Raw genomic sequence first — 14,378 nt, 5'->3', positions numbered from 1 at the left:
GTCACCGAACGGATCGCGCGGTCCACACCGCCCCGGCTGCCGTCACCGAGGTGCCCGCGGCACCGATGATGAGAAGACACTTCATGTCGATGCTCGCCGGGTCGAGTTTCTCGAGCGTGGTGACGTCGAGGGATTCGCCAGGGCGGCCCACGTCGCGTCCGACCACGACGACGGTGTCGCCCGGCCGGTGCCGCAGCAGCACGTCCTTGGCGTCGGCGACCTGCGTCGTGCGCGACCGCGACGCGGGGTTGTAGATGCCCAGCACCAGGTCGGCCTCGGCGACGGCGACGAGACGCCGTTCGATCACCTCCCACGGCTTGAGCCGGTCGGACAGGCTCATCACCGCGAAATCGCCGCCGATCGGTGCACCGGCGCGGGCAGCGACCGCCTGCACTGCGGACACTCCGGGAAGTACCCGGATCGGTACGGACTCGTACTTGTCGTCGCGAGCGGCTTCGAACACCGCCGACGCCATGCCGAAGACACCGGCGTCGCCGCCGGAGACCACGGCGACCTTCTCGCCGGCCAGCGCAAGATCGAGAGCGAATCGGGCACGGTCGACCTCGACGGTGTTGCCGGTCGAATGTCGTTGCAGGCCCGCCCGAACCGGAACCCGGTCCACGTACGGCCCGTATCCGACGACGTGATCCACGGACGAGAGTGCGTCGGACGCTTCCGGTGTCAGCCACTTCTCGTCGGCGGGTCCCAGGCCGATCACCAGAACTTCCGAGGCAACAACAGGTTCCGGCTCCGACTTGACCGCCGGCCGGGATCGGTCCGCGATTCCGTGGTTACGCGGGGCCCGGTCGCCGGGGGCCAGGATCACCGAGAAGTACGGCACGTCGGCCGGATCGACACCGGCGACGGGCGCGATCCGCTGGCCACCCATCGACGCGCGCTCGACATATACGGCATCCGCGAGCCGACCCGACTGCGCGAGCGCGTTGCGGACCGCCGGAAACGTGCGGCCGAGCTTCATGATCACGGCGCCGTCGGTGTCGGCGAGGCGACGTGCCAGTTCCGGTTCCGGTAGTGTGCCCGGCAGAATCGTAAGGACATCGGTACGCCGCACCAGAGGTTCCGCCGCTGCGGCCGATGCTGCGGAGAACGACGTCACCCCCGGAACCACCTCGGCGGCATAGCGTGTCGCAAGGCGATCGTGGAGGTACATGTAGGAGCCGTAGAACAACGGGTCGCCTTCGCACAGCACCACCACGGTCAGGCCCGCGTCGAGGTGCACGGCCAACCGAGCCGCGGACTCGTCGTAGAAGTCGGCGATCGCGCCGTCGTATCCGCCGGGATGGTCGGCGGTGCCGGTGGTGACCGGGTACACCAGACGTTCCTCGAGCGCACCGTCCGGGATGAGGTCGGCCGCGATCGAGCGCGCGATCGACCGACCGTGTGTTCCCGAGTAGTAGGCGATCACGTCGGCCTCGCCGACCAATCGCGCGGCTTTGCGTGTGATGAGTTCGGGATCGCCGGGGCCCAGACCTACGCCGAAGATCTTGCCGGGAGTGTGTGCTGTAGTGGTCATTCCGCTTCCTGAGCCAGTGCGTTGAGTGCGGACGATGCCATCGCCGAGCCGCCGCGTCGTCCCCGAACCACCAGGTGCGGGATCTGCAGACCGTGTTCGATCAGGGCCTCCTTGGACTCGGCGGCACCGATGAACCCGACCGGCACCCCGATGATCGCGGCGGGCCGGGGCGCGCCCGCGTCGAGCATCTCCAGCAGGTGGAACAGCGCGGTGGGAGCATTGCCGATCGCGACGACGGCGCCGTCGAGCCGGTCGGCCCACAGCGACACCGCTGCCGCCGACCGAGTGGTGCCCCAGCGCTCGGCAAGACCCGGAACCCGCGGATCACGCAACAGGCACAACACCTCGTTGTCGGCGAGCAGGCGGGTGCGGGTGACACCGGAGGCGACCATGTTCGCGTCGGTGAGAATCGGCGCTCCGGCATCGAGTGCCCGACGGGCCACCGAGACCAGATCGGGATGGATCACCAGATCTCGGGCGAGGTCGGTCTGGCCACTCGCGTGGATCATGCGCACCGCGACCTTCTCTGCATCCGCCGGAATCGCGGCGAGATCGGATTCGGCCCGGATCGTCGCGAACGAGCGGACGTAGATCTCGGCACCGTCGGTCTCGTACTCGTACCGACGGGGTGGCGGGGATTCGATCACGGCGGGCTCCTGTTACGGCGGACTGCAGGCGAAGACTAGGGAGTGAGGGGAGTGCGGTGCGCCGCAAGAGCGTTCGCAACCGACAACATGCACGGCGCGGTCCGGGAGGGGTGACGCAGCGACGCGGCGTGCGAATACTCGGGTGTTTCCACGGGCGAGGTTACACCCGGGTGCACCAGTGCAAGCGGTGACCCGTCTCCACGGCGAATCGTCGTCGAGCACGAACCCGGCGGCGGCCAGCGCGGCCGGATCACTGTCACCGGGTAGGACGAGTCCACGCCACGGTGTGACGATCACGCCTCGGGCCGGCAGCGCGGCGACCATCGGCGGGGTGAGTATCCCCAGCGGAACCAGCACCGATACCGCCGTACCGAGGACGCCGTACGGCATTACGGCAGGCGGCGCCGGGGGAACGGTTGAAACGCCGCCGATTTCGCGCCCGGCCCCGGGAAGTTGCCGCACGTGCCACCGCGTCGCCCGTACCTCGACGAACCGCAGTGCCGTCGCGATCATGACGTCGACCACGTCCGCCAACGGTAGTGTCGGACCGGACAGATCTCCGATGGTGAGCCGTGCGCTGCGGGCATCGACCGCGACCGCGGCGAGGTCGCACCGTAGAGCCGCAACGTCGCCGCGGCCGTCGTCGAGACCGAACAGGAACCTGCCGGGCAGGTCGGTGAGCGCAGGTTCCCGGCACAGTGCCTCGTCGAGAGCACCGATGAGCGGCCCGATGTCGGCGAGCCCTCCGAACCGTCCGGACAGCGGCGACGCGACGATGTTCCGCACACGTTCGTGGGACGCCGACGGCAGGAACCCGGCACCGGAGACTGCCTGCACGAGCCCTTCCGGAACGGCCCCGGATTCGTCGACGGAAATGCCTCTGATCTGCACATTTCCGCGTGACGTGAGGTGGAGGTCGCCGTCCGCGAACTGCCGGGCCGCCACCGACAACCGGTACACACCACCGTCCGGTACCCGGCCGCCCGGCGCACGCAGTCGCACCAGCGCACCGTCGGCTGCGAGATGCGGACGCAGCACCCCGGGGCACCGATCCGGTGCGAAGGTTTCGGGAGGAAGGTCGGCCATGAGCGCACATGGTTGCACACCCGGAGAAAACCGTGCGCTACTCTCGGTTTGCCGTGGTGCTCGGGAAGTCGGTGAAAAACCGACGCGGCCCTCGCCACTGTGAGCGGGTAGTTGTTCGCCCTCGTCCGTACCGGTCCGCCGGTGCGGAGGCCACTGGAGCCAGCTCCGGGAAGGTCGGCCGAGCAGCGTCGATCCGTCAGCCAGGAGACCGGCCACGGCACGCGAGGTCCACGAGGGTTTTGGAGACTGAACATGGCTTCTGTTGTGCTGCTTCGGGTTGCGTTGTGACGCGGCTCGCGCTGTTGTCGACGTCGGACACCGACCTGCTGTCGGCGCGTTCGAGTGGCGTCGATTGGGTGGTCGGCAACCCGTCCCGGCTCGACCTGACCGGCGAGGATCCCCGAGCGCTCCCTGCCCTGCTGGCCGGAACCGACCTGGTCGTCGTGCGAATCCTCGGATCCGCCCGTTCCTGGCAGACGGGGCTGGACCTGGTTCTCGCCCAAGGGGTTCCCGTCGTCGTTCTCGGCGGGGAACAGACCCCAGACGCGGAACTGATGGGCTACTCCACGGTGCCGATCGGAACCGCTGCCGAGGTCCATCGTTACCTCGCCTACGGCGGTCCCGCGAACCTCGCGCAATTGCACGCGTTCCTGTCCGACACGGTGCTCCTCGGCGGTGAAGGCTTCGTACCCCCGTTCCCACTGCCCGAATGGGGTGTTCTCGACCGTCCCGAACCGTTCGACGCGACGCTTCCACGAGTGGGCGTGTTGTTCTACCGCGCGCACCACACCAGCGGAAACGTTCGATTCGCACACGATCTCGCCGATGCGATCGACGCGACCGGCAAGGCACGCGGCGTCGCGATCCACTGCGCATCGCTGCGCGGTGCCCCGGATGATCTCCTGCGCGAACTCGGCACTCTCGACGCCCTGGTTGTGACGGTACTCGCGGCGGGCGGCACCAAGCCCGCGACTGCGAGTGCCGGCGGTGAGGACGAGGCGTGGGACGTCGCGGCGCTGGCCGCACTCGACATCCCGATTCTCCAAGCACTGTGCCTGACGTGGAGCCGCGACAGCTGGGCCGAGTCCGACGACGGTGTGTCCCCGCTGGATTCGGCCACTCAGATCGCGGTTCCAGAGTTCGACGGCCGCATCATCACGGTGCCGTTCTCGTTCAAGGAACTCGACGTCGACGGACTGCCGCGCTACGTCACCGATCCCGAGCGTTGCCGCAGGGTCGCCGGTATCGCGGTGGCGCATGCCCGGCTACGGCACGTACCCCCACACCAGCGACGCATCGCGCTCATGCTGTCGGCATATCCGACGAAGCACTCCCGGGTCGGCAACGCCGTGGGCCTGGATACTCCGGTATCGGCGATCCGGCTCCTGCGAGCCATGCGCGAGCAGGGGTACGACCTGGGCGACGGCTTCCCCGGCATGGATCTCGACGACGACGCAGAAGCCGGAAACGCCCTGATCCACGCGCTCATCGACGCGGGTGGTCAGGACGAGGAATGGCTCACCACCGAACAGTTGTCCGGTAACCCGGTGCGTGTCACTGCCCCTCGGTACCGCGAGTGGACGAAGGACCTACCCGCGGAACTGAACGATGCGATGACACAGGCCTGGGGCGAGGCCCCCGGTTCGTTGTTCGTCGACGGGGAGGGCGAGGAGAAGGCTGTCGTTCTCGCGACCCTGCAGGCAGGGAACGTGGTGCTGATGATCCAACCGCCCCGCGGATTCGGTGAGAACCCCGTTGCGATCTATCACGATCCCGATATGGCGCCGTCGCACCACTACCTGGCGGCATACCGGTGGGTGGAGAACGGATTCGGCGCCGACGCCGTCGTCCACCTCGGCAAGCACGGTTCGATGGAGTGGTTGCCCGGCAAGAATGCAGGACTGTCCGCGTCGTGTGCGACGGATGCCGCGATCGGCAACATGCCGTTGATCTATCCGTTCCTCGTCAACGATCCCGGCGAGGGAGCACAGGCCAAGCGTCGCGCACACGCCACGATCGTCGACCACCTGATCCCGCCGATGGCGCGCGCCGAATCCTACGGCGACATCGCGCGTTTGGAGCAGCTGCTCGACGAGTACTCCAACATCGCGGCGATGGACCCGGCGAAGCTGCCCGCGATCCGCGCGCAGATCTGGACGCTCATCCAAGCCGCGAAACTAGACCACGATCTCGGCCTCGACGATCGCCCGCACGACGCCGAGTTCGACGACTTCCTCCTGCACGTCGACGGCTGGTTGTGCGAGGTCAAGGACGCGCAGATCCGCGACGGTCTGCACATCCTCGGTGGGGCCCCCGAAGGACAAGCGCGGGTCGATCTGGTGCTGTCGATTTTGCGTGCCGCGCAGGTGTGGGGCGGTAGGTCGCACGCGGTGCCGGGCCTGCGCACGGCTCTCGGGCTGAAGCCGGACGCACCGTTGGCCGAGGTCGATGCCATCGAGGCGCAGGCGCGGTCGCTCCTGCAGGCGATGGAAGATCACGGATGGCGCGTCGAATCCGTCTCGGCCACCGTCGGATCGATCCTCGGCCGTGCCGACGACGACGTCGCCCGGGTGCTGGAGTTCGCCGCGGAGCAGGTGGTTCCGCGACTGGCGCGGACCACCGACGAACTCGATGCGGTGTTGCATGCGCTCGACGGCGGGTACGTCCCGGCCGGGCCGTCCGGTTCGCCGCTGCGCGGCCTGGTCAACGTCCTGCCCACCGGCCGCAACTTTTACACCGTCGATCCCAAGGCGGTCCCGAGCCGTCTCGCCTACGACACCGGCGTGGCACTCGCGAATGCCCTTATCGAGAGGTATCTCGCGGACACCGGTGAGTACCCGCAGTCGGTGGGACTGTCGGTGTGGGGGACCTCGGCGATGCGGACCGCCGGCGACGACATCGCCGAAGTCCTCGCGCTGATCGGTGTGCGCCCCGAATGGGATCACGAGTCTCGGCGTGTCCGGGAGTTGATCGTGATCGGACTCGAAGAGCTCGGTCGGCCACGCATCGACGTCACCGTCCGGATCTCCGGGTTCTTCCGCGATGCGTTTCCGCACGTCATCGGAATGCTCGACGACGCGATCCGCTTGGTCGCCGCACTGGACGAACCTCTCGGAATGAACTACATACGCGCCCACGCTGAACGGGACGAAGCCGAGCACGGTGACGCCGACCGAGCAGTGCGTCGGATCTTCGGTTCCAAACCCGGGTCCTACGGTGCGGGGATCCTGCAACTCATCGACTCCGGAAACTGGCGCACCGATGCGGATCTCGCCGAGGTGTATACCGCGTGGGGTGGCTTCGCCTACGGCCGCGGCCTGCACGGCGAACCCGCCGCCGAGGACATGCGCGCCAACTACCGGCGTATCGCAGTGGCGGCGAAGAACACCGACACCCGCGAACACGACATCGCCGACTCGGACGACTACTTCCAGTACCACGGCGGCATGGTCGCGCCGGTACGCGCACTCACCGGCAACGACCCGAAGGCCTACATCGGGGACTCCACCACACCCGACGCGGTGCGCACCCGGTCGCTCGCCGAGGAGACCGCGAGAGTGTTCCGTGCCCGGGTGGTCAATCCGCGCTGGATCACGGCGATGCGCCGGCACGGTTACAAGGGCGCCTTCGAACTCGCCGCGACCGTCGACTACCTCTTCGGGTACGACGCGACCGCCGGTGTCGTGCACGACTGGATGTACGAGAGCCTTGCGCAGAACTATGCACTCGACCCCGAGACCCAGCGGTTCCTGAGGGAAGCGAATCCGTGGGCTTTGCGCGGCATCGTCGAGCGTCTCACCGAAGCGGCCGACCGCGGGTTGTGGGCCGAACCCGATCCCGACACCATGCAGGCGCTGCAGCAGTCTTACCTCGACGCAGAGGGCGATCTCGAGGATCGCGGGTGACCGTTCGGCGGCTGCGGCTCATCGGTATCGGCCCGGGCGGGCCCGACGACCTGACCGTGGCCGCCGTACACGCGTTGAACAGCGTCGATGTGTTCCTCGTCGCCGACAAGGAAGCCGAAGCCGGACGTGCCGGTACCGGTGATCTCGTCGCGGTGAGGCAAGAGATCTGCCGCCGTCACAGAACGGGGGACTATCGCGTGATCGCGGTGCCCGATCCGCCGCGCGACCGGACGCCCGAGGCATACGCCACCGAGGTGCGCGACTGGCACGCCGCGCGCGCCGAAGCCTACGAGACCGTTCTCCTCGACCAGGTTCTCGAGGGCGAGACCGTCGGGCTCCTGGTGTGGGGAGATCCGAGCCTGTACGACAGCACCATCCGTGTCGTCGAACGCATTCGCGATCGGGGACTGCTCGACATCGACTACGACGTGATCCCGGGAGTCAGCAGTGTGCAGATGCTCGCCGCCCGACACAAGATCGTGCTCAACGTGATCGGAGGCCCCATCACGATCACGACGGGCCGACGGCTCGCGGAGGAGATCGCCGGAGGCGCCGAGAACATCGTGGTCATGCTCGACGGCCGACTCGCGTGCTCGGATTTACTTGGTGCGTGGGACATCTGGTGGGGCGCACAGCTGGGAACGACCGAGGAAGAACTCGTGGCCGGACGCCTCTCCGACGTACTTCCCGAGATCGAGAAGGCGCGGGCTCGGGCGAAGGTTGCGCGAGGCTGGGTAATGGATACATATCTGCTTCGCCGCGCCGCCGGTCCTTCCTGAGTGGTGCCGCCTTCGGTCGTCCACTCGAGGACTCCCCGGGCTCCTCCACTGGTCCGGTTGTGCAAATACGCAGTGGCACAGCCGGACCTGGGCTCGGAGATCGTCGACACCACGTCGATTCAGGCGTGAATACCACCACCGTCCCGCTTGACGTGTGCCCTTCCGCCGACCCGCCGCTATGTCCATGTTCGCGGAGGTCTTGTACGCTTCGATACGACGTAGGGAACACCGGTGCGAATCCGGGGCTGTCCCGCAACTGTCACCGAGGAGCGATCCCCCACTCGTACGGCCACGACCCCTCACGGTTGGAAGGCCGGGGGAGAGCGTCGATCCGGGAGCCAGGACACCTGCGCCGACCGAAGTGACACCACGAGGATGGACATGAACAACTCGATATTCACCGCCCGGCAGGGGCGGTACCCGATGCTGCGCACAGGCATCGCACTCGTCGCCGCGACTCTCGCGGTCGCAAGCTGTTCGACGAACGACGCCGAGACCGGCGCCGAACAGGACATCGACGTCTCGTCGTCCGCGACGAACTACCCGCTGACCATCGACAATTGCGGCTACTCCGTCACGATTGATGCGCCCCCGCAGCGGGCAGTCTCGCTCAACCAGGGCTCCACCGAGATCCTGCTGTCGCTCGGACTCGCCGATCGTATGGTGGGCACCGCGACGTGGACGGACCCGGTGCGCGACAACCTTGCCGCCGCCAACGAGACGGTTCCGCGTCTCGCCGACAACAAACCGTCGTTCGAAGTGGTCCTCGATACCGAACCCGACTTCGTGTCGGCATCGTTCGGCGGCACGCTCGGCGAGGGCGGTGTGGCCGACCGGGATCAGTTCGACCGGCTCGGGGTGCCGTCGTACCTGTCGCCCACCGACTGCGAAGGCAAGAACGACGAGAGCGTCAACGCGGACGGCAACCGCACCGAACCGCTCACGATGGGCTCGGTCTACAGGGAGATCCGCGAGCTCGCAACTATTTTCGACGTGCGGGATCGCGGTGAGGAATTCGTCGCGGAACTCGAGCAGCGGTACCAGAGCGCCGCCGGTGAGATCGATGCGTCCGATGTGTCGCTGGCGTTCTGGTTCGCCGATATCAACACGCCCTATGTGGCGGGCTGCTGCGGCTCGTCGGGCATCATCACGAACTCCGTCGGGGCGAAGAACGTCTTCGACGACACCACCAACGAGTGGCCGCAGGTCAGCTGGGAGTCGGTCCTGGACCGGGACCCGACCGCACTGGTGCTCGGGGATCTGAGTCGTCGCAGCATCGACGGTGACGCCCTCGACAGCAAGATCGCGTTCCTCGAGTCGAATCCGGTCACACAGCGACTGTCCGCTGTGCAGAACAAGCGTTACATCGTGGTCAACGGCGCCGACATGAACCCGTCCATCCGCACGATCGACGGGATCGAGAAGGTCGCCGCCGCAGTGCGTGACTGGAACCCCGGCAACTGATGACGGTCGAGACGAAGACCCGGTCGCCCGTCAGGGGCGACCGGGTCCCGGTCGTCGGTGTGATCACTCTGGGAGTGGTGGCGCTCGCCCTGTCGATCGCCGTGACCGTCACCGTCGGCCCCGCGAACCTTTCTGTCGCCGACGTCTATTCGGTGATCTTCGACAAGCTGGGTATGAGTGGATCGACGGTGAGCGCGATCCGGGAGGGCATCGTCTGGGAACTGCGGCTTCCGCGAACGTTGCTCGCGGCGGTGTGCGGGGCCGGCCTGGCCGTGTGCGGCGTGATCATGCAGTCGCTGCTGCGCAATCCGCTCGCCGACCCGTTCGTGCTCGGTATCTCGTCCGGTGCCTCCACCGGCGCCGTGATGATCGCGGTCCTCGGCATCGGAGGCGGTGCGATCTCGTTGTCCGGTGGTGCCTTTCTCGGCGCATTGGTGTCGTTCGGGCTGGTGTTGCTGCTCGCGACGGGCGCGGGCGGTGGAACCTCCCGTGTGGTCCTCGCCGGCGTTGCGGGTACGCAATTGTTCTCGGCGCTCACCTCTTTCATCGTCATCTCGTCGGCCGACGCAGAACGCACCCGTGGCGTGCTGTTCTGGCTGCTCGGCTCGCTCGCGGGTGCAACCTGGAGCGACGTGATCCTGTGTGGCAGCGTGTGCGCACTGGGGATCGCGGTGTGCCTGCTGAAGGCTTCCGCGCTCGATGCTTTCACCTTCGGATCGTCCACGGCTGCGACGCTCGGGATCGCGGTGGGTCGTACCCGCCTGATGTTCCTGGTGGTGACGGCCCTCATCACCGCGGTACTGGTCAGCGCGGCCGGTGCCATCGGATTCGTGGGCCTCGTGCTTCCCCACGCCGCACGGTTCCTGATCGGCCCCAGGCACAGTCGTCTCGTGCCGGTCGCCGCAGTGGTGGGCGCGGTGTTCATGGTGTGGGTCGACGCGGTGGCGCGCACGGTCTTCGCGCCGCAGGAGGTGCCGGTCGGCGTGGTCACCGCGCTGATCGGCGTGCCCGCCTTCGCCCTGATTCTCTTCCGTATGAGGAGCACGCAGTGACAAGGAAAAAGCAGTGACACTGGCAGCGACATCGCTGCGGTGGAGCCGTGGCGGCAACCTCGTCGTCGACGACGTGACGATCGACCCGCGGCCCGGCGAGACGATCGGGCTGCTCGGCCCCAACGGTTCCGGCAAATCGTCACTCCTGCGTCTGCTGGCCGGCGTCGACCGTCCGGACTCGGGCACGGTGACGCTCGACGGCGCCGATATCCGGACGTTCGGCCGCCGCACCCTGGCCAGGCGGGTCGCGATGGTGGGACAGCACTCGCACACCGAGGTCGACATCCGGGTCCGGGATGTCGTTCGGCTCGGCCGCGTTCCACACTCGGACGTCCTCGGGCGCGACGACGGAGGCGAGGCCGCGATCGAACGGGCGCTCGTGGCCACCGGTATGACCGAGCACGCCGACCGTCTGTGGCGAGCCATGTCGGGCGGCGAACGCCAGCGCGCCCAGATCGCACGGGCACTCGCCCAGGACCCGCAGGAACTCCTGCTCGACGAACCGACCAATCACCTCGACGTCCAGCATCAGCTCGACATCCTGGAACGGGTTGTGGCATTGCCGGTGACCAGTTACGTCGCACTGCACGACCTCAACCTCGCGGCGATGTTCTGCGACCGGGTCGTCGTTCTCTCGAAGGGGCGGATCGTCGCCCACGGACCTCCTGTCGAGGCACTGACGTCCGACATGATCGAGCACGTGTACGGGGTGCGTGCCTCCGTCGTCGACGACGGAGGCACGCCGATGATCCGGTATCGCCGTGTCCGTGACCGGGAATTGGCCGAGCAGGGGTGACCGTCGATCAGGAGTGACGGAAACCTCTGCCGCTGCGGTCGCGGGGGTCGGGTTCGAGTCCGAGGAACTCGGCCCGAATCCGATCCCACACCTCGAGGTGTTCCCACGCCGGTTCGTCGGCCGGGCGTTGGGTATTGGTGAGGAACGGCGTCGGCAGCATGACGGTCATCATCTGCTCGTCGCGACCGTTGAACAGCCGCAGGCCCCACGACGACACGGTGCCGTCCGCGCCGATCCGGCGATACAGCTCCGCGCGGCTGCAACGCCGGATCCGGCCGAGTTCCGGTCCGCTCGCGGTGTGCTCGCCGATGCACAGGTGGAAATGCCACCGACCGAAGTCGACCGTCGCGTACCCGTCGTACATCGCAATCTTCTTCGGTGCATTGGGCGCCGCGACTTCGAGTGCCGAACCCTCGATGAGAAGGCCGAACCACAGGTCGTTCCAATACTCGTCGAACAACATCCGGATCAGGCGGAGAAGGCTGTCCTCGTCGACGGGCAGCGCCCAGCGCTGTTCGCGTCCGCCGTCTTCGGTATCGAGGATCTCAGGGCTGAAAGTTGTTGTCACGGTCTCTCATTCGACGGAATAGCAGGTGGGGCGGGGAAGGGGCAGTCGCCGCACACGCCGCCGTTCGGGGTGCGGTAGAACAAGCAACAGCTGCGACGACGACCCGTGGACCGATCGAGTGCGGTGCGGAGCCGCGGGTCGCCCAGCAGGGCTTCGACGTACGGCGTCGCCGCGGGCCCGATCATGCGACCCGCACCGATCAACGACGACGCGGTGTTGCCCCACAGGAGCCCCGGGGCCGCGACGTCCCGCCACGCCTTGATGAGCGGTTCGAGTTGCTCGTCGAGGACCTCGGCGGCAACGGAATCACCGAAGCGCGGATCGGCGTGGTGCAGTCGCACTCCACCGTCGGCCCGCCACAGCAACGTCTCCGGATCGAGGCGGATGCATCGACCCGATGTGGTCACCGATCCGAGCGCGACGGACCACAGCCTCGCCGCGTAGCCGAAGAAGACGGTCGAGGTGGCGACCCGCGGCTCGCTCGTCCCCATCCGCTCGGCCGTGGAGGACACGAGAACATCGCGTGTCGCGCGCTCGCGAAGAGTGCTCGTGGGTTGCCAGGGGCCGGGCGCCGGGCCGGTGCTCACCGCGAAATACGGACTCAGCGTGGCGATTTCTTCGAGTGTTTCTATTGCGTCAGGCACGGTGGTCCTGCCCCGCGAGATCGAAGACCAGTGTCCGCGGATCGAACCGCATTCGTCCACGATCGAATGCTGCCCCGATCCGTCCGGATTCCGCGAGCGCCGCCGGGGTGTCGCACGTCAGGGTGCGGTCGGCGTCGAGCAGCCACATCCGGTCCGAGACCCGCAACGCGAGTTCGAGTTCGTGGGTGGACATGATCACGGCCAGGTTCTGCTCCCGGACGAGACGACCCAGTACATCGACGAGTTCGACCCGGGACGGCACGTCGAGGAACGACGTCGGCTCGTCGAGGACGAGCAGCGACGGACGTTGCGCGAGTGCGCGGGCGGTGAGGGACCGTTGCCGCTGGCCGTCGGACAGTTCGGTGAACTGCCGCGCGGCCAGATGTGTTGCCCCGACGGCGTCGAGTGCGCGATCGACCACTGCCCGGTCCTCGGGGGAGAGCCGGGCGCTCGCGGGCAGATGCGGGGTGCGACCGAGCGCGACGAGCTCCCGCACGGTGAGTAGGCCGGGGTCGATGCGTTCGGTGAGCACCACCGAGATGCGGGTGGCGAGGTCGGCGGGCCGGACCGACGACAGGTCGTCGCCGTCGATGAGTACCTGCCCGTGCAACACCGGCTGCAGCCCGCACAGGGTGCGTAGGAGCGTCGACTTGCCGGCCCCGTTGGGACCCACCAGAGCGGTGAGTTCGCCGCGTCGCGCGACGGCGTCGAGACCGGTCGCGATCGTGGTGACACGCCGCTGGCGCAGAGCGCGCCGTCGGGCGTAACCGATTGTCACATCACGTAGTTCGATGCCGTTGGTCCTGTCCAGGGGTACGCCGGTTCCGGTCACAGCGCGGCTCCCGACGCTCCGCGACGGCTGCGCACGAGGACAGCGATGACGACCGGCGCACCGACCAGGGCGGTGACCGCATTGAGCGGGAACACCGTGTCCGCGCCGGGCATCTGGCTCACCAGCCCGCACACGAGTGCGACCACCGCGCCCAGCAGGGCGACACCGGGCAGCAGAACGCGGTGGTCCGATGTCCCGAATGCCATGCGGGCCAGATGCGGGACGATGAGTCCGAGGAATCCGATCGGGCCGCAGAATGCGGTGGTGGCGCCGGCGAGCAGTGCTGCCGAGACGACCGTCGTCAGGCGCACGGTGCGGATGTCGATGCCCATGGAACGGGCGTACCCCTCGCCGAGCAGCAACGCGTTGAGTGCACGCACCGTGAGAAGTGCCGCGGCGATTCCGGCCAGGACGATCGGGACCAGCAACGCCAGATCGGACCACGTGGTCGCGGTGAAACTGCCCAGCCCCCACACGAGAAACTGCTGGCTGCGTTGGGGATCGGCGTAGACGAGCAGGACCGAGACCACCGCGGTGGTCGCCGAGCCGAGCATGACCCCGATCAGGAGGAGTGTGACCGCCGAACGCACCCACCGCGACAACACCATGATCAGCATGAGCACCGCTGCGGCCCCGAGCGCGGCGGCGATGACCACTCCGGCCCGCCCGAGCCCGGCAAGATTCGCGGTGAACCCGCTCGCACCGCCACCGCCGGCCACCACGACGAGCGCGACGCCGAGACTCGCGCCGGAACTGGCGCCGAGGATGTAGGGGTCGGCGAGCGCGTTGCGGAAGAGCGTCTGCATCTGCAGGCCCGCGATGCCCAACGCGGCACCGACCACGATCGCGGTGATCGTGCGGGGCAAGCGCAGGTCGCGGCCACTGTGCCCCATCGGGGATCGGACGCGTCCTGGCCGGTGAGGATACGGAGGGTTTCGCCGATGGGGACGGTCACCGACCCCAGCGTCACGGACAGGACGACGGCGAGCGCGAGCGCCACCGCCAGCGCGGCGAACACCGCCGCGACCCGTCCGGTGCGCGGGGGAGACCACGTGACGCCGTCCTGAGCCT

General features: G+C 67.9%; 13 protein-coding genes and 2 riboswitches. Of the genes, 6 read left to right on the top strand and 7 right to left on the bottom strand.

The genetic code is table 11. The features are described 5' to 3' along the window. Nucleotide 1: 1 nt before the first annotated feature. The 3 genes from ACFWU2_RS11265 to ACFWU2_RS11255 are packed head-to-tail and all read right to left on the bottom strand — an operon-like array spanning nt 2 to nt 3,267. Complete coding sequence (locus tag ACFWU2_RS11265) at nt 2-1,534, bottom strand: precorrin-2 C(20)-methyltransferase (protein ID WP_378605438.1); 1,533 nt, start codon at nt 1,532-1,534, stop codon at nt 2-4. Then, the gene (locus ACFWU2_RS11260) at nt 1,531-2,181 is read right to left on the bottom strand and encodes a precorrin-8X methylmutase (RefSeq protein WP_378605435.1); all 651 of its coding nucleotides are present in this window, start codon (nt 2,179-2,181) and stop codon (nt 1,531-1,533) included. Before ACFWU2_RS11260 ends, ACFWU2_RS11265 begins: the two co-directional genes overlap by 4 nt. Before the next feature lie 12 nt (nt 2,182-2,193). After that, nucleotides 2,194-3,267, bottom strand: coding sequence for a cobalamin biosynthesis protein CobG (locus ACFWU2_RS11255; protein WP_378605432.1), 1,074 nt, complete (start codon nt 3,265-3,267; stop codon nt 2,194-2,196). A 27-nt stretch (nt 3,268-3,294) separates the two neighbouring features. Next, a riboswitch (cobalamin riboswitch) is annotated at nt 3,295-3,499 on the top strand. A 52-nt stretch (nt 3,500-3,551) separates the two neighbouring features. On the opposite strand from ACFWU2_RS11255, the gene cobN reads away from it, so the two are divergent. From cobN to ACFWU2_RS11230, 5 genes are all read left to right on the top strand, one after another. Continuing rightward, on the top strand, nt 3,552-7,172 hold the full coding sequence (cobN, locus tag ACFWU2_RS11250; RefSeq protein ID WP_378605429.1) for a cobaltochelatase subunit CobN: 3,621 nt from the start codon (nt 3,552-3,554) through the stop codon (nt 7,170-7,172). Then, nucleotides 7,169-7,951: a precorrin-6A synthase (deacetylating) gene (gene cobF, locus ACFWU2_RS11245; RefSeq protein WP_378605426.1), complete on the top strand. Its 783-nt coding sequence runs from the start codon at nt 7,169-7,171 to the stop codon at nt 7,949-7,951. Before cobN ends, cobF begins: the two co-directional genes overlap by 4 nt. A gap of 182 nt (nt 7,952-8,133) precedes the next feature. Further along, a riboswitch (cobalamin riboswitch) is annotated at nt 8,134-8,321 on the top strand. An 11-nt stretch (nt 8,322-8,332) separates the two neighbouring features. Further along, nucleotides 8,333-9,415 carry an ABC transporter substrate-binding protein gene (locus ACFWU2_RS11240; protein ID WP_378605423.1) on the top strand — a complete coding sequence of 361 codons (1,083 nt, stop codon included), beginning with the start codon at nt 8,333-8,335 and terminating at the stop codon, nt 9,413-9,415. Next, nucleotides 9,415-10,467, top strand: coding sequence for a FecCD family ABC transporter permease (locus ACFWU2_RS11235; protein WP_378605420.1), 1,053 nt, complete (start codon nt 9,415-9,417; stop codon nt 10,465-10,467). The genes ACFWU2_RS11240 and ACFWU2_RS11235 overlap by 1 nt, the downstream gene beginning before the upstream one ends. Nucleotides 10,468-10,480: 13 nt before the next feature. Further along, nucleotides 10,481-11,263, top strand: coding sequence for an ABC transporter ATP-binding protein (locus ACFWU2_RS11230; protein WP_378605417.1), 783 nt, complete (start codon nt 10,481-10,483; stop codon nt 11,261-11,263). A gap of 7 nt (nt 11,264-11,270) precedes the next feature. Here ACFWU2_RS11230 and ACFWU2_RS11225 read toward each other — a convergent pair whose 3' ends face one another. The 4 genes from ACFWU2_RS11225 to ACFWU2_RS11210 are packed head-to-tail and all read right to left on the bottom strand — an operon-like array spanning nt 11,271 to nt 14,200. After that, nucleotides 11,271-11,831, bottom strand: coding sequence for a hypothetical protein (locus ACFWU2_RS11225; RefSeq protein ID WP_378605414.1), 561 nt, complete (start codon nt 11,829-11,831; stop codon nt 11,271-11,273). Next, on the bottom strand, nt 11,828-12,475 hold the full coding sequence (locus ACFWU2_RS11220; RefSeq protein ID WP_378605411.1) for a (2Fe-2S)-binding protein: 648 nt from the start codon (nt 12,473-12,475) through the stop codon (nt 11,828-11,830). The genes ACFWU2_RS11225 and ACFWU2_RS11220 overlap by 4 nt, the downstream gene beginning before the upstream one ends. Continuing rightward, a complete protein-coding gene (locus ACFWU2_RS11215; protein WP_378605408.1) occupies nt 12,468-13,307 on the bottom strand; it encodes an ABC transporter ATP-binding protein in 840 nt (279 codons plus the stop codon). The genes ACFWU2_RS11220 and ACFWU2_RS11215 overlap by 8 nt, the downstream gene beginning before the upstream one ends. Beyond that, nucleotides 13,304-14,200 carry a FecCD family ABC transporter permease gene (locus ACFWU2_RS11210; protein WP_378605405.1) on the bottom strand — a complete coding sequence of 299 codons (897 nt, stop codon included), beginning with the start codon at nt 14,198-14,200 and terminating at the stop codon, nt 13,304-13,306. Before ACFWU2_RS11210 ends, ACFWU2_RS11215 begins: the two co-directional genes overlap by 4 nt. Nucleotides 14,201-14,248: 48 nt before the next feature. Between ACFWU2_RS11210 and ACFWU2_RS11205 the strand changes: the two genes are divergently transcribed. Beyond that, nucleotides 14,249-14,374, top strand: coding sequence for a hypothetical protein (locus tag ACFWU2_RS11205; protein WP_378605402.1), 126 nt, complete (start codon nt 14,249-14,251; stop codon nt 14,372-14,374). Nucleotides 14,375-14,378 lie beyond the last annotated feature (4 nt).

The organism is Rhodococcus sp. NPDC058639, assembly GCF_042717545.1.
In the GTDB taxonomy this organism is placed as follows: Bacteria; Actinomycetota; Actinomycetes; order Mycobacteriales; family Mycobacteriaceae; genus Rhodococcus.
This window is presented reverse-complemented; position numbering and strand designations above follow the sequence as displayed.